The organism is Nonomuraea sp. WAC 01424, assembly GCF_003947315.1.
Classification (GTDB): domain Bacteria; phylum Actinomycetota; class Actinomycetes; order Streptosporangiales; family Streptosporangiaceae; genus Nonomuraea; species Nonomuraea spiralis.
In genome coordinates this window covers 286356-300887 of record NZ_QHHZ01000016.1, presented here as the reverse complement: position 1 = coordinate 300887, position 14532 = coordinate 286356, and the positions used below count along the sequence as shown (strand labels likewise).

The window sequence follows — 14532 nt, the reverse complement described above, 5'->3', positions numbered from 1 at the left end:
GGCTTCTCCATTTATCTAGCTTCCTAGCACTTTAGAGTCCCAGATGTTAAAGGATCATAAGGAGCGCTGTACAGGCGTCGCCCGGGGCGCGCGGCAGCGTTCGCCTCCTCGTGGTCGCGAAGCATGCGCAAGACGATGGCCGGGGAAGGGCGCTGGCCCTTCTTGCTCTTGGCGATGACAAGGCGGGTGGCGCAGCAGCAAGGAGCACTTCCATGGAAAGCCGCCTGTCCCGTTCGTCTCACGGGTCGCCGGCCGGCTCCTGGCGGCCGTTCTGGCTGAGCGCTCACGCTCGCGTGTCACCGCCCTGGCGGCCATTGAGGTGACGTCCGGCCTGTGCGTCGTCGCCGTCACTCTCTTGGCCGTCTCCCACGACCTTTCGATGCCGGGGCTCATCGCCCTGGTCTCGATCATCGCGGGGCTGACCGGGGCGTTCGGGTCCTTCTCCGCGCCTCTTGTCCTGGATCTCGTCGATCCCGGCCGGCTGACCAAGGCCAACGGGGCGATGGCCGGGGTCGCGCACCTCTCCACCATTGCCGGGCCCGGGATCTTCGGTCTTCTCCTCCAGTTCCTGGCGATGCCCTTGGTGCTGGTCGTGGACGCGATCAGCTATTTCGTGTCGGCCTTCCTGATCCTGCCGCTCCGTCAGCGGGCGCTGCCGCGCACACAGGTGAGAGTGCCGGCCCCGGCCTTCGAGGCTTCCGGCATGTGTTCCGCGGGGATATCAGGATCTATATGGCGGGTGCCGCGCTCATCTGCCTGATCAATGGTGCTGTCATCGCCCTGCTCTCCTTGTACGCGACACATGATCTCGGCCTGTCGGCCGGCGCTTACGCGGTCATCCTGGCAACCGGCGCGGCCGGCGGCGTCATCGGATCCGCCACCGCCTCCTTCTGGGAGACGAAGCTCGGCAGGAACCGTGCGGCGTTCGTGGCGGGCACCCTGGCCACGGGGGCGACGGGATTCCTCGTGTTCGTGGACAAGGGCCTGTCCGGGGCGCTGGGCTGCGGTGCCTATGAACTGGTCGGCAGCGCCGGCGGCAGCGTTTTCGTCGTCCTCATGATGTCGTCGATCCCCGTATCCGTCCCGTCGGACGCGGTCGCGAGATCAATGGCCGTCGGCGCTCTCGTTCTTGAGCTCGGCACGGCGATCGGAGCGGCAGCCGGTGGAATCATGGGAACGGCTGCCGGCATCCGTTCGACCGTGGAGCTCTGCCTGTACGTCGCCGCCGCCGCGCTCCTGGCCGTCGCCCTGCGGGGTGGCCTGTCGGCCGTGAGGTCTCGTTCCTGAGGACGCCAGGGCTCGAGAAACCGTTCGAACATCAGCAGGCTGGTCGGTGGCGATGAGCTGCATCGGCCTGTCCGGCTCGACGGGCAATGCCAGGAGCCGTTCGCCCCCACCGCGGGGGGCTGCGGCGCGCGGACGTGTCCACCATGGACATCTCCGAGATCCGCTCCCGGTTGCCGGCCGTCGTTCTGGACGGCCTGAAGGCCCGCGACGCCGGCGGCGGGGCACCGGGCCGGCACCGCACGCCGACCCCGCCGTACCGGCCGAACGCCGCGACCGGGGTCGCGGCAGTAACGGCGGTTCTGTGGCGCTCGTAGGCTACGTGGGTGCAAACGTGGGCAAAGTGGACCGTCCTTCTGGTGCTGGCCGGGTTAGCAGGTGTCTACGCGATAGCCGGGTCACCCCTGGCCCTGGCGGTACTCGGCTTACAGGTGCTCTTCATCCGGCGCCGATCCTGGTGGTTGATCGTGCTGCAGGCCGTCGCCGCCTACGGTTCCGTGTTCGTGTTCGACACTTCGGTCGGCATCCTCGGCTTCGTCGCCGGTTCGCTGCTGCTGACCAGGTCCTGGCCGCTCGCCCTCGTGGTGACGGGCAGCGTGCTGCTGCTGGGACCGGCCGACCCGGTGATCAGCATGGTCCTGATCGCTCTGATCGTCTACGGCTTGGCCACGATGCTGGACCGGATCCAGGAAGTGACCGCCGCTCGCCTGTCGCTGGCGATGACCGCGGCGGCCGAGGAACAACTCCGCATCGCGGCGGAACTCAACAAGAGCCTGGGCGCCGCGCTCGACACGATCGCGGCCAGCGCCCGGAAGGGCACGCCTGACGTGGAATCGGCCCGGCACTCGCTGAGCGAGGCCAGAGCCGCCGCCGTCGGCTATCGCGCGATGTCGCTGGCCCCCGAACTCACCACCGCCAAGGGCATGCTGATCGCCGCGGGAATCGCCACCGACGTACGGATACGGCACACGGAACCGCTCGGCCCGGCCGCCGCGCTGCTGGCCACCGTCCTGCGCGAGGCCGTGACCGAGATCGTCCGGCGCCGCGCCGCCTCCCGCTGCGTGATCGAGTCCGCCACAGAAGACGGCACCGTACGGCTGAGCATCGCCCACGACGGCACCCCCAGCGCCACGGACGAATTCCTGGCCGACCTCCCTGCCCAGGTCGCGGCGGCCGGTGGCACGCTCACCACCGGCGTCGACGACAACGCCCAGGTCCTCGTGGAGGTGGCGCTGCCCGGCACCACGCTGCCGGACCCGCCCGCCCTGTCCAGCAAGCTGTCGACGGCGGTGCTAGCGGCGGTGCTGGTCGGGTTCTCGGCCAAAGCGTTGCTGCTGGCCGGCTCGTGGTGGCCCCTTCCTCTGCTGGTCGTCATCATTGTCATCCACCTGCGCTCGATCGAGGGCAGGCATCCGATCGCACTGATCGTCATGGGCGTGCTGACGCTCGCCCCGATCCCGGTGTTCGAGCAGGCCTGGCTGGTGACGACCGGGTTCCTGACCGGGCCGCTGCTGCTGGCCCTGCGGCTGAGAGCGGCAGTGCCGCTGGTGGCCGCCGTCATGGCAGTGGTGGGGGTCACCGGGCTGGTGATCGGCCTGCCGTACCCGCTGGTGGTTAACTACACGGTCAGTACGCTCGTGACGGGGCTGGTCATCTACGGGCTGTTCACGCTGGCACGGCTGGACCGGGAGCTGAGCGCGGCCAGAGACGGGCTGGCCAGGTCGGTGGTGGTGGAGGAGCGGCTGCGGGCCGCGCGTGACCTGCACGACCTGCTCGGGCACACGCTGGCGGCGATCCTGCTCAAGAGCGAGCTGGCCAGGCGACTGGAACCCGAACGCGCCCGCGCCGAACTGGACGACGTACTGGCCATGACCGAGCAGGCCATGAGCGACCTGCGAACCGTCTCCGGCGAGCGGGGGAGGCTGTCGCTGGCGGGCGAGGCGGACTCAGCGCGTTCGGTGCTGGCGGCCGCGGGTATCGAGGTCACGCTGGAACTCGGTCACGGCAGGCTCGGCACCGAGCTGGAGACCACGCTCGGCGCCGTGCTGCGCGAGGCGGTCACCAACGTGTTGCGGCACAGCTCCGCCCGCCACTGCGCGATCAGCACGAACGCGCGCGACGGCGAAGTACGAATGGCCGTACGCAACGACGGCGCGCAGGCCAAGCCGATCCGCCGCGGCTCGGCCGGGATGGGCAACCTGACCACGCGCCTGGCCGAGATGGACGGGCGGCTGGACCTGGCCAGGGACGGCGAGTGGTTCGAACTGGCCGCGACGGTGCCGACGCGCTCCTGGGTCCCCGCCTAGATCGAGCCCGCCTCAACGTCCCGCGACGAGGTGACCCTAATCATCCAGATGATCAGCAATGAGCAGGCAATCGCCGGGGTGACGGCCACGATTGGTGCGGCGGTCGAGTTCATCGATATGGTGCCTGGTCACGGCCGCACCCCGTTCGATCAACGGGCCGGTCAGGGCTCTTCCGCGGTCGGTGGCACCTCCACGGCTGCCTGGCTGATCTCTGCCTGCCCAAGGCCTCGGATGCGGGGGCGATCCTCACGGCGGGGCAGTCGGGCCCCGGCCGACGGGTCAGGAGGAACGAGTGGCACAGATCATCGCCGAGGTCTCACGGACGTTCAACGAGTTTCTGCTCTTGCCGAACCGGACTCGCACCGACTGCTCGGCTGCGACGGTTGACCTGCGCACGCCCTTGGCGCGGCACATCGCGGGCGAGGAGTCGGCGATCGAGCTGCAGTCCCCGTTCACGTCCGCGATCATGCAGGCCGTCGGCACACCCGATCTCGCGATCGCGCTCGCGCGCGACGGTGGTCTCAGCTTCCTGCACCACAACCAGCCCATCGCGGACCAGGCCGCGGCGGTCCGGAAGGTGAAGAACTTCAAGGCCGGGTTCGTCACCAGCGACACCAACGTACGTCCCGACGACAGCCTGAGCGTCCTGGTCGACGTCATGCGCCACACCGGGCACAGCACCGCAGCGGTCACCCACGACGGGACCGCCACCGGCCGGCTGCTCGGCCTGGTGACCTCCCGTGACTTCCATCCCCAGCGTCATGATCTGGACGGACCGGTCAGCGGCCGGATGACCGCCATCGCCGACCTGGCCCATGCCGGGCCCGACATCACGCTGTCGGAGGCCAACGCGCGGCTGTGGGACGAACGGCTGGACTGCCTCCCGGTGCTGGACGCCGAGGGTCACCTGCAGCATCTGGTGTTCCGTTCCGACTACGCGGACAACAAGCGCTTCCCGAACCAGCTCGTGGACTCCGCCAAGCGGCTGCGCGTGGGCGCGGGCATCAACACCCACGACTATCAGGAGCGCGTCCCGGCCCTGCTGGAGGCGGGCGTGGACGCGTTGTGCCTCGACTCCTCCGACGGCTACAGCGACTGGCAGGCGCAGGCTCTGTCCTGGGTGAAGAAGCACTATCCGGAGGTCCCGGTCGGCGGCGGCAACGTGGTCGACGGCGAGGCGTTCACCTTTCTCGCCGAGGCGGGAGCGGACTTCGTCAAGATCGGGGTGGGTGGCGGCTCCATCTGCATCACCCGTGACCAGAAGGGCATCGGCCGCGGCCAGGCCAGCGCCGTGCTGGACGTCGCCGAGGCCGGGGACGCCTTCCGCGAACGCACCGGCGAGTACGTGCCGATCTGCTCCGACGGCGGGCTGGTGCACGACTACCACGTCGCTCTGGCACTGGCGATGGGGGCCGACTTCGTCATGATGGGGCGTTACTTCGCACGCTTCGACCAGGCGGCCGGCGCGAAGCTGCCCACCCGTGACGGTTTCGTCAAGGAGTACTGGGGTGAGGGCTCGAACCGGGCCCGCAACTGGCAGCGCTACGGCCAGGGAGGCCAGGGGCTGGTCTTCGAGGAAGGCGTGGACGGGTACGTCCCCTACGCCGGCGACCTCAGCGAAGGGCTCGCCCTGACCGTCGCCAAACTCAGGACCACGATGGTCTCCTGCGGCTCCACCACCCTGCCGGAGTTCCGGTCCACGGCCAGGTTGACCCTCGTGTCGGACCAGAGCTTCCAGGAGAGCCACGCCAACGTCACCCTGCGGGACACACCGGTGACGGTCTCCTGACAAGCCGTTGAGTCCGACCCGCTGCCTCCCGGCCGGGGGCCGGTAGGCAGCGGGGGCACTTGGTTCAGCGCGGTGCCGGTTGCGGAGGCGTTCGCAACCGGCCGCCTGCCACCTCTGCCCTGGGGCCGCCCCGGCACGATCGTTCTCGTGCGAGGGGCAGCGCTCAAGGGGAGAGTGGCCTACACCTTGAAGGGCTCATCGTCCTCAACGACCTGGCCCTGGCCCTGTCAGAGAGAAGCTCAACCCCCTGCTCGCCGACCGCCCGCACCTCAGCATCAACAGCATCAACAGCAGGGGCAGCGCCAGGATGAGCATGAGACATCCCCCCGTCGACGGGGTTCCGCGGGCCTGTTCATTCAGCTTCGCCATCATGTGCTGCTGTGCCGGGCAGCCCGGAGTCACGACGTCCTCGTAGCTGAAGACGCGACAGGGGAGCCCTGTCATGAACTCGGGGTCGTACGGCCGTTGGCACATGGAGCAGATGGGGTCGCTCATCGTCCCTCCGGATGTCGCGAGGGTCAGCCTGCGTAGCGCGCCACGCTATGGCGAGCCCGCTGCAGTGCTGATCGCCTCTGATTTCCATCCTCGGGATGTTACGTTTCGCAACTCGTCCCGGTAACCCTTTTCCGAAACACCTGTCATGGAACGAATTCCAGGACAGATCGTGTCCGGTCGTTTTTCTGATTCGAAGAGTGCCGATCGCAGGATCGTCGACAAGCTCCACCGTCGCGCACAGTGGCGGAGTCGCTGACATCCAGCGGCAATGCCCACTCTCGTGGCAGTTGGCACAACCGGCCGCCTCCTGCCAGAGTCCGAAGATCCCCGGCGCAGGAGCCTACCGGGCTATATCCGCCCGACTTTCCGCGAGTACTACGCAACATCGGTACGCCGCTCACATCGGCCATGCGCGGGTGGGCGCATAGTCGACCTTGAGCTTGTGCAGCTGAGTGGCGAGCAGGTGGCTCGCCGCCCGGGTCGAGCCTTGATGGTCCGTCACCGGATGCGGACCCGCCAGGAGGGACATGGTGAGGTGATAGGTCGACAGGGCCCTTGTCCGTACCGGTCTTGGTCTGTTCCTCGGACGGTGCGCGGGAGAGGACCAGTACCGCCGGCTTCCGGTTCTCGGCGATGGCTGCGACGAGACGGTCGTGGCCGTCCAGGATCACGTAGCAGTTGAGCCCGCTGAACCACCACAGCAAGGCGGGTGGCAGGATCCCCTCCCGGGCTTGCTTGCGGTAAGCCTTCACCCTGCCGTTGTCGGGCGGTGACATCTGCCGCAGGGGCACGACCCCCCATGAGCCGGTGAACCAGTCGATGTAGCCGTCTGGATGATCATCGAGCAACAGGGAACGCCATCGGCCGGCCGACACGCCTTCCGTCCGGGACGCCCCTTCCCCGGCAAGCCGCCGGGAGAGCACCCACCGCCCCTCGTGGAAGGGGCCGATGGGGCAGGCTTCCAGGGCGTCGGCAAGGCGATGCGCCCGGCGGGCGTACCAGGACGGTTGCCCCGGCTCGGTGACCGCGCGGGCCTCGGCGGCCCGCAACGGAGCCAGGGGTGATCGGTAGTTCTCCGTACGGGAGTACTTGACTCCGCCCCGGTCGTCGTCGATCTTGGCGAAGAGCACCGCGTCCGGTCCCTGCGACAGGACTATCCGATTCCCGTTCGCCGCCTCCGGCCGCAGTCCCGGCTCGGCCGCGTGCTGAAGCTCCAGGCCGAGGCTGTCCCAGGATTCGCTGTCAGTCGCCCCTGTCAGATTCGTCCGGCGCACCCGACCGATCCCTATCTGCGGGTCTGCGGGCCACGCCGCGGCTCCGAGGCGGGCACCTGGACCTGCCTGGCCACATGCTCCGGACGTAGCGGCCGAAGCCGCGGCCGGCTGCAGCAGGCCCAGCAGGAAGCCGCCCAAACCCGGCGCCGCCCGGCCGCCTCAGCGCTTGAGGGCGTGCTCTAGCACTCGCCGCCCCAGTACATGTTCCTGATCTGGGCGGACGCGAAATCTTCGCCGAGGTCGAGGGTGGATCCGCTGTCGGGCCGGTAGTGCAGGCACTTCGACTGCCACGTCGAAGATCCATAACGTTGGTACTGGAAGTGCACGTGGTCGCGACCGGGGTCGTAGTTTCCGTTGTTGACGATGACGAAGAACCGCTTCCCGTCCGGAATCGGCCCAGGAGTCTGATACGTCAACGAGGCGCCGGTGTAGAGGCAGACGTTGCCCGACTTGCATCCGTTCCAGTCGCTACCCGCAGCCGCCGGGGACGCGGCGACCAGGGACAAGACAGCCGCTGAGGCGAGTGCCGCCGCTCCGGTCCGAACGAGCGTTTTGATCATGTTGGTTGTTCCTTTCATGGGTGGCTCATCCACGCAGCGAAGCCTGAAGATCTCGCAGGTCAATGGGATGACGGCGCTCGGCTTGGGCGGCCGGGAGACTGTCGGGAACCCCGTTTCGCTACCGCGGACAAACCGACGACACGAAGCGCGCCGCCCTCTGTACCGGTGGTCAGAGCCAGTTCATCCCGCTGGGCCCAGGGCCGTCACTCAGTTCCACCCTGAGCGGGAACACGCAGGTCAACAGCACCATCGATCAGACTTTGATCTGACTGTGATCTTGACGGGCGAAAATTGGATCATGAGCAAGGGGACCTTGCGGATCGTCTTCACCGGCGAGGACCTGGCCCGCGTGCGCATCGCCGGCCGGGCGGACATGATGTGGGAAATGGCGCTGAGCCTGCACATACTGCAGCGGCCGGGCGGGGTGCGCGCGCTGTCCGGCTGGCGGCGGCAGGCCCGCGCCGACCTGGCCGAGGCCGGGTTGCTCAAACCGGTACGGGAGCAGCTGGTGCAGCTGGTGCCGCTCGGGGCGTACTTCCCCGACTTCCTGACCCCGTACGAGTCGATGAACGGGTTCCGGCAGGGCTTGGACGTCCTGACAGACACACCGTCGGCGCGGGTGCGGCACGAGGTCGAACAGTTGCGCCGGCACGCGCCGGTGCCCGCGTCGCTGGACGACCTCGCCCGCGGCAACCGGCGCTCCATCCGCGGCCTGGCCCGGCTGAGCGAGCGGTACTGCCAGGTCGCCTTCGGGTCCCGCCGTACCGACATGGAGGACACCCTGGGACGTGAGCGCGCCAGGCTGACCCGCCTGCTCACCGACCAGGGCGTGGAGGCGATGCTCGCGAGCCTCGGGCCGTCGATGCGGTGGCGGCCCCCGGTGCTGGAGGCCGACTACGCCCCCGGCCGGTACGAGATCCACCTGCAAGGACGCGGCCTGACGCTCATCCCCTCCTACTTCGGGCGGTTCACGCCGGTCGCGATGGCCGATGTCAGCCTGCCGCCCGTCCTGGTGTTCCCGATCCCGCACGAGACACCCGACCCTGATCCCGACGACGCGCTGCCCGACCTGCTCGGCGCCACCCGGGCCCGCGTCCTGCGCTGCATCGCCGCCACCACCGGCTGCACCACCAGCGAACTCGCCCGCAGGACCGGCGCCTCGCTGTCATCGGCCAGCGCGCACGCCCAGGTGCTCCAGCGGGCCGGGCTCATCACCAGCACCCGGCACGCCAACATGGTCATCCATCAGATCACCCGACTGGGCGTCGGCCTGCTTCACCGGCAGCAGTGACCCGCATCCACGTCGAGTGACGGCTCGCCTGCCCGACGTACCGGGGTCTGCCGGTCATGGTGTCAGCTGGATGCCAGGGCCACTGTGGGAGGCAGGTGGGAGGCCCTGATCGCCGGGTAGATCCCGGCGATCGCGCCGACGGCCAGCGTGGCGGCGAAGGCGCCGGCCAGCACCCACGCGGGCACCGTGGGGGGCCAGCCCTGCCACAGCGCGTACCCGGTGGTCACCAGTCCGCCGAGCGCGAGCCCTGCCACTCCGCCGAGCGCCGACAGCAGCAGCGACTCTGTCAGGAACTGGATTCTGATCTGCCCGCGTGTGGCGCCCAGCGCGCGACGGAGCCCGATCTCTTTGCGGCGCTCCAGCACCGAGATCACCATCGTGTTGGCCACGCCCACGCCGCCGACGAGCAGTGCGACTGCGCCGAGTCCGAGCAGCAGGCTGGTGAAGGTGTCCGCAGCGGCCGCGCGGGCGACCAGCGCGTCCGACGGGCGGGAGACCGCGATCTCGTACGGTCGCTCCGGGCTGACCGTCCGCGCGAGCATGCCTGCGACCTGCTCCACCGATTCCTCGCTCGACCGTTCGTACACGGTGGTGGGGTGACCGTCGAATCCGAGCCGCTCCTGCGCGACCGGGAATCCGATCAGCGCGGCACGGTCGATCTCCGGCGCGAGCGGCATCGAGGCGAGGATCCCGGTCACGGCGAACCACCGGTCGCCCACCCACACCTGCACTCCGGTACGGCCGACGCCGAGCCGCTGGGCGGCGACCGAGCCGAGGACGACGGCGGGCTGGCGGGCGATCGCCTCGTCGAACCAGCGTCCGGTGCCCATGCGTCCATCGAGTGTGCTCAGCAGGTCCAGGGAGGTGGCCTGGACGGTCAGCCCGCCGGTGTCCTCCTTGGGGATGCGGTCGGTCCTGCGGACGCTCGCGTCCACGGTGCCGGTGACACTGGCGTCGGTGACGCCGGAGATCCTGCGGACCATGAGCGCGGCATCCGGATGCAGCTTGACCGGGTCGCCCATGAGCGCCTTGCCGGGTTCCACCCGCAGCAGGTTGGTGCCAAGCTGATCGAGCTGACGCAGCAGCTGCTCCTGGCCGGACGCCGAGATGCCGATCACCGAGATCATCGTCGCGATGCCGATGGCGATGCCGAGCGCGGACATCACCACGCGCGATGTTCTGGCCCGCAGGCCCGCGGCGCCGACCCTGGCCACGTCGCGTGGCCGCAGGGGCGCGGGTGCGAGCGAGGTCATGCGTCCTACCCGATGCTGCCGTCCTGGATGCGGACCCGTCTCGGGCACCACTGAGCGATGGCCACGCGCTGCTGTTCGCCGCCGGACAGCTGGTGCGGACGGTGGTCCAGCCGGTGAGCGAGGCCGACGCGTTCCAGCGCCGCCCGGGCGCGTTCGCGGCGTTCGGCCGGCGGACGTCCCGCGTAGAGGAGGCCGTCAGCGACGTTGTCGAGGATCGGGATCCCAGCGGCCAGGTGAAACTGCTGAAAGACGAAGCCCAGGTGCGGCGCGCGCAGGGCGGACAGCTGGCGATCGGTCAGCGTGCTGACGTCGTGCCCGGCGACGCGGACGGTGCCAGATGTGGGGCGATCCAGGGTGCCCAGGAGGTTGAGCAGCGTCGACTTGCCCGATCCGGACGGGCCGATGATGGCCAGCAGCGCCTCGACGGGGACGCTCAGGACGTTGCGCCTGCTGATGCTCTCCAGCAGCACGGTGACGGGCGTCTGGTCAGCGAGCCCACTCTTGATCTTGGCGAGCCGGACGCCGACGTCGATGGTGGCGTCGCCCTCGCGCGACCTGGCCACCGTGACCAACTTCCCGGCGACCGTGCCGCCGCCGGGCAGCTCCACCTTCACCATGGCGCCCTTCCTGGCCAGCGCAAGGTCGGCGACGTCGAGGTCGAGGTGGACGAGGCGGTCGGTGCCGGTCACCGTGAACACCTGGCGGCCGGGTGAGACGTTGTCGCCGACCGCCACGTCCGCCTTCGCGATTCTGATCTTCGACGGCAGGAACACGACCTGCTCGGCGTCCACGACTCCGGTCTGTGGGAGGCCGGCGCGTTTCTGCCACGCCCGTACGGCACGAGCGGTGGCCCACGAGAACCGGTCGTCGACGGTGACGTCCTTGCCGTGGCCGAGCACTTTCAGTGCCTTCTCCAGCTGGCGGACGTCGGGCCCGTCCTTGACGCCCTGGCGGAGCGGCCGGTGGAGCGGCAGCTTGCCGTACATCAGCACGACGGGCTTGCGGTCCACGCGATAGAGCACCTTCCCCTGACGCAGGGGCCGGCCACGGGTGGCCACCGCCGTGATCGTCCCGGCGATGTGACCACGCACGGCCTGCTCTCCGGTGAAGGTGATCTTGCTGGATAGCGAGGTCGTGTCCGTCAGGTCACCGCGGACGATGTCCGCCGTGGCCTGTGGTGGCGGCGCAGCGGCGGCCAGGCCGACGAGCATGCGCTTCATCTCTGTTCCTTTCATCTAGGCAGCAGGTGACGGCACTCGTTCTGCGCCTTCTCGAAGGCCGCGCGGTCCTTGTCGCTGACGTTGACCTGGTAGTTGCCGGTCTTGGGGTCGCAGGAGCAGGGCGGTGAGCTTCTTCATGGATGCCCTCGATCCGGCTGACGGTGAATGCGAGTGACTAGATCCGGATCGCCCTAACATCGCAGTTACACAATCGTGTTATGTCGGGGTTATGCCGCATTCGGCAGGTTTGGCATCTCCAGATGAAGGAGGGACTCTCTTGCGCGTGTTGATCGTCGAGGACGAGGAGATGCTCGCGGATTCGATCGCCGAAGGGCTGCGTGCCGAGGCGATGGCCGTGGATGTCGCCTATGACGGGGAGAGCGCGCTCGAACGGCTCGGCGTCAACGACTATGACGTGCTCGTCCTGGACCGTGACCTGCCTGGCGTGCACGGTGACGACGTCGCCAGGACAGTGGTCGGATCGGAATGCGCTGTGCGCGTTCTCATGCTCACTGCCGCCTCGGACGTGCCGTCCAGGGTCTCGGGGCTGTCGCTGGGCGCCGACGACTACCTCACCAAGCCGTTCGCCTTCGATGAGCTGCCGGCCCGCATCCACGCACTGGGTCGCCGCGCCTCGCGCGCCGACCCGCCGCAGCTGGAACGCTCGGGAATCCGGCTCGACCAGGCCCGCCGCGAGGTCTACCGCGACGGGCGCTACGTCGCGATGGCCCGCAAGGAGTTCGCCGTGCTCGCCGAGCTGCTGAAGGCAGGTGGCACCGTCGTATCCGCCGAGCAACTGCTGGAGAAGGCCTGGGACGAGAACGCCGACCCCTTCACCAACACCGTGCGGGTGACGATGATGCGCCTGCGCCGGAAGCTGGGCGAGCCTCAGGTCATCGAGACCGTCCAGGGAGTGGGGTACCGGATCCCGTGAAGCTGTCCGTCCGCCTGCGGCTCACGCTGCTGTACAGCGGAATCTTCTTCATCGCAGGCGTGCTGGTGCTGGGCATCAGCTTGCTGATCGTCCGGGGAATCCTGGACGACACCCGCCTCAGGCTGCAGGCCGCCCCCGAGTTCTTGCCCAACCACGCCGTCCTGGAACCGAGCGGAAAGGTGGTGCTGGTCAAGGTCTCCAGGCGGGACGTGCTCAACGCCCAGCAGAACTACGAGCAGGCGACGATGACCCGCTTCCTCCTCCAGACCGGGCTGGTCGTCGTCCTGCTGGGGGCGCTCGCCACGATCGCGGGCTGGGTGGTGAGCGGGCGCGTCCTCAAGCCCCTCTACCAGGTCACCGACACCGCGCGGCGGGTCGCCCACGGCCACAATCTCGCCGAGCGCATCGCCTACGCCGGCTCCAACCATGACGTGAAGGACCTGGCCGACACCTTCGATCTGATGCTCGCCCGCCTGGCGCACGCCTTCGACGTGCAGCAACGTTTCATCGCCAATGCCTCGCACGAGCTGCGCACACCCCTGGCGATCAACCGGACGCTGGTGGACGTGGCTCTGCGCAGGCCCGACGCCACCCCTGACGCCCAGCGGCTCGGCGAATCACTGCTGGTCGTCAACACTCGGCACGAGCGTCTCATCGACGGCCTGCTCGCGCTGGCCGAGAGCGACAGACCCGTCCTGGAACGCCATCAGCCCGTGGACCTGTCCGAGGTCGCCTCCCACGTTGTCGACCACGCCGGCGAGGAGGCCGACGCCAAGAGCATCGTCCTGCACCGGGCGCTGGCGCCCGCGCCGACCAGGGGCGATCCCGTCCTGCTCGAACGGCTGGCGCAGAATCTCGTGGAGAACGCCATCAGGCACAACTTCCAGGGCGGCGAGGTCTGGGTGACGACCAGGCTGAGCGACGGCGAAGCGGAGTTGTCCGTGGCCAACAGCGGCCCGGTCGTGCCCGCCTACGACCTGGAAACGATCTTTGAGCCGTTCCGCCGCCTGCGAGCCGACCGGGTGCGCTCCGACCGCGGCACCGGGCTGGGCCTGTCCATCGTGCGTGCCACCGCCCGAGCCCATGGAGGCACGGTGGTGGCCGAACCACGCGAAGAAGGCGGGCTGACGGTGACCGTTCGCCTGAAGCTTGCGCCGGCCCCGGTTCTCCGTGAAGACGACTTCGGAAACTGACGTACGTCCCGCCAGGTGGCTCCACCATCTCGTTCGTGGTGGATCGGCATCGGCAGGGCTCAGTCGTGGAAGCGGCCCTCACGCGTGTACTTGCAGGAAAGGCACTTAGGGTCGGAGCCCCAGGTGTCGTCCTGGATGATCCTGCGGTAGCGGTTGACGATGCCCTTTTCGACGTGCTGCTCCTGCCCCGGGTTCACGTAGGTGTCGCTCTGCTCCGCCCACTTGCCGAGGAAGTTGTTGAAGTAGAAGAGACGATGGCGGGCGGCGATCTCGGACGGGTTGCCGGCCGAAAGGCAGTTGATGAGCCAGCTGTCGGCCTTCACGTACTTGCCGCCGTAGCTGGAGGAGTAGGAGTCCCTGGGCAGCATGCCGGGGTGGCCCACGTCACGCCAGTGGTACCAGGGGTAGTAGGTCTTGTTGCAGTTGACCGCGCCGGACATGGTCGGGACCGCGGGGGTGGCGAGGCCGTCGACCTCCACCGGTTCCTTGGTGACCCTCCGGCGCTGCAGCTCAACCGGCAGGGGCTTGGTGCCATGGGCCTCCACCAGCCGCTGCGGGACCGCGACCGAGACCGGGGTGATCTTCAGGTAGGTCTCGAGAAAGCTGTCGGCACTGTCGCGGGCGAACAGGCCGGCGCGGCCGATGAAGGCGGTCTGGACGATGCCCACGTCGCCGGACGGCCGGCTGTCGTTGAACTCCACGGTCAGCCCGTTGTTGTAGCGGAGCATCGCGAGCGTGACCTCGGTCTCCGCCTCTTCGGCGATCGGCGCCGCCCTCAGTTCTTCCGCTGTGGGCTCGCTCATGGCCTTCGTCGTGGCGGTGGCCGGGGCGGTGGCTGGGACGGCGAGCAGGAGGGCGCCGGCGCTCGCCGCGAGCAGGGCTGGGATGACTCTCACGATCTTCTCCTCGTTGTTCGGGACTGAGAACGACAGT

11 protein-coding genes and 3 pseudogenes are annotated in these 14532 nt (G+C 68.8%); 8 read left to right on the top strand and 6 right to left on the bottom strand.

The annotated features are described in order from the left end of the window. Window positions 1-247: 247 nt before the first annotated feature. The 5 genes and pseudogenes from DMB42_RS53700 to DMB42_RS38600 all read left to right on the top strand — a co-directional run. Window positions 248-760 (top strand): annotated as a pseudogene (locus DMB42_RS53700) (MFS transporter); the annotation flags it as partial. Beyond that, on the top strand, window positions 733-1287 hold the full coding sequence (locus tag DMB42_RS53695; RefSeq protein WP_185845088.1) for an MFS transporter: 555 nt from the start codon (window positions 733-735) through the stop codon (window positions 1285-1287). The pseudogene DMB42_RS53700 and the gene DMB42_RS53695, both read left to right, overlap by 28 nt. A 143-nt stretch (window positions 1288-1430) precedes the next feature. After that, the gene (locus tag DMB42_RS53690; protein ID WP_185845087.1) at window positions 1431-1601 is read left to right on the top strand and encodes a hypothetical protein; all 171 of its coding nucleotides are present in this window, start codon (window positions 1431-1433) and stop codon (window positions 1599-1601) included. Window positions 1602-1610: 9 nt separating this feature from the next. After that, window positions 1611-3590 carry a histidine kinase gene (locus DMB42_RS38605; RefSeq protein WP_221762532.1) on the top strand — a complete coding sequence of 660 codons (1980 nt, stop codon included), beginning with the start codon at window positions 1611-1613 and terminating at the stop codon, window positions 3588-3590. 292 nt (window positions 3591-3882) lie between these two features. Then, the gene (locus tag DMB42_RS38600; RefSeq protein WP_125643604.1) at window positions 3883-5379 is read left to right on the top strand and encodes an IMP dehydrogenase; all 1497 of its coding nucleotides are present in this window, start codon (window positions 3883-3885) and stop codon (window positions 5377-5379) included. An 892-nt stretch (window positions 5380-6271) separates the two neighbouring features. Here the strand turns inward: DMB42_RS38600 and DMB42_RS55455 are convergent. Both DMB42_RS55455 and DMB42_RS38590 read right to left on the bottom strand, forming a co-directional pair. After that, window positions 6272-6403 carry a hypothetical protein gene (locus DMB42_RS55455; RefSeq protein WP_260478188.1) on the bottom strand — a complete coding sequence of 44 codons (132 nt, stop codon included), beginning with the start codon at window positions 6401-6403 and terminating at the stop codon, window positions 6272-6274. A 924-nt stretch (window positions 6404-7327) separates the two neighbouring features. Continuing rightward, the gene (locus DMB42_RS38590) at window positions 7328-7708 is read right to left on the bottom strand and encodes a hypothetical protein (RefSeq protein WP_125643602.1); all 381 of its coding nucleotides are present in this window, start codon (window positions 7706-7708) and stop codon (window positions 7328-7330) included. A 298-nt stretch (window positions 7709-8006) separates the two neighbouring features. Between DMB42_RS38590 and DMB42_RS38585 the strand changes: the two genes are divergently transcribed. Further along, the gene (locus DMB42_RS38585; protein WP_125643600.1) at window positions 8007-8999 is read left to right on the top strand and encodes a helix-turn-helix domain-containing protein; all 993 of its coding nucleotides are present in this window, start codon (window positions 8007-8009) and stop codon (window positions 8997-8999) included. Window positions 9000-9061: 62 nt separating this feature from the next. Here the strand turns inward: DMB42_RS38585 and DMB42_RS38580 are convergent, their stop codons facing one another. The 3 genes and pseudogenes from DMB42_RS38580 to DMB42_RS56470 all read right to left on the bottom strand — a co-directional run. Beyond that, window positions 9062-10252 (bottom strand): ABC transporter permease, encoded by a 1191-nt coding sequence (locus DMB42_RS38580; RefSeq protein ID WP_125643598.1) that lies wholly within the window; start codon window positions 10250-10252, stop codon window positions 9062-9064. A 50-nt stretch (window positions 10253-10302) separates the two neighbouring features. Next, window positions 10303-10689 (bottom strand): annotated as a pseudogene (locus tag DMB42_RS55450) (ABC transporter ATP-binding protein); the annotation flags it as partial. Window positions 10690-10776: 87 nt separating this feature from the next. Then, a pseudogene (locus tag DMB42_RS56470) lies at window positions 10777-11238 on the bottom strand (peptidoglycan-binding protein); the annotation flags it as partial. Between the two features lie 511 nt (window positions 11239-11749). Here DMB42_RS56470 and DMB42_RS38570 point away from each other — a divergent pair. Together DMB42_RS38570 and DMB42_RS38565 are read left to right on the top strand one after the other, a co-directional pair. After that, window positions 11750-12406 carry a response regulator transcription factor gene (locus tag DMB42_RS38570; protein WP_125643595.1) on the top strand — a complete coding sequence of 219 codons (657 nt, stop codon included), beginning with the start codon at window positions 11750-11752 and terminating at the stop codon, window positions 12404-12406. After that, window positions 12403-13599, top strand: a complete 1197-nt coding sequence (locus DMB42_RS38565; RefSeq protein ID WP_125643593.1) for a cell wall metabolism sensor histidine kinase WalK — start codon at window positions 12403-12405, stop codon at window positions 13597-13599. Before DMB42_RS38570 ends, DMB42_RS38565 begins: the two co-directional genes overlap by 4 nt. 59 nt (window positions 13600-13658) lie before the next feature. On the opposite strand, the gene DMB42_RS38560 is transcribed toward DMB42_RS38565, so the two are convergent. Continuing rightward, a complete protein-coding gene (locus tag DMB42_RS38560; protein WP_125643591.1) occupies window positions 13659-14495 on the bottom strand; it encodes a hypothetical protein in 837 nt (278 codons plus the stop codon). Window positions 14496-14532 lie beyond the last annotated feature (37 nt).

Coding starts and splice junctions, on each gene's coding strand:
- DMB42_RS53690 (WP_185845087.1), top strand. CDS start 1,431: ATGGACATCTCCGAGATCCGCTCCCGGTTGCCGGCCGTCGTTCTGGAC.
- DMB42_RS55455 (WP_260478188.1), bottom strand. CDS start 6,403: ATGTCCCTCCTGGCGGGTCCGCATCCGGTGACGGACCATCAAGGCTCG.
- DMB42_RS38585 (WP_125643600.1), top strand. CDS start 8,007: ATGAGCAAGGGGACCTTGCGGATCGTCTTCACCGGCGAGGACCTGGCC.
- DMB42_RS38590 (WP_125643602.1), bottom strand. CDS start 7,708: ATGATCAAAACGCTCGTTCGGACCGGAGCGGCGGCACTCGCCTCAGCG.
- DMB42_RS38580 (WP_125643598.1), bottom strand. CDS start 10,252: ATGACCTCGCTCGCACCCGCGCCCCTGCGGCCACGCGACGTGGCCAGG.
- DMB42_RS53695 (WP_185845088.1), top strand. CDS start 733: ATGGCGGGTGCCGCGCTCATCTGCCTGATCAATGGTGCTGTCATCGCC.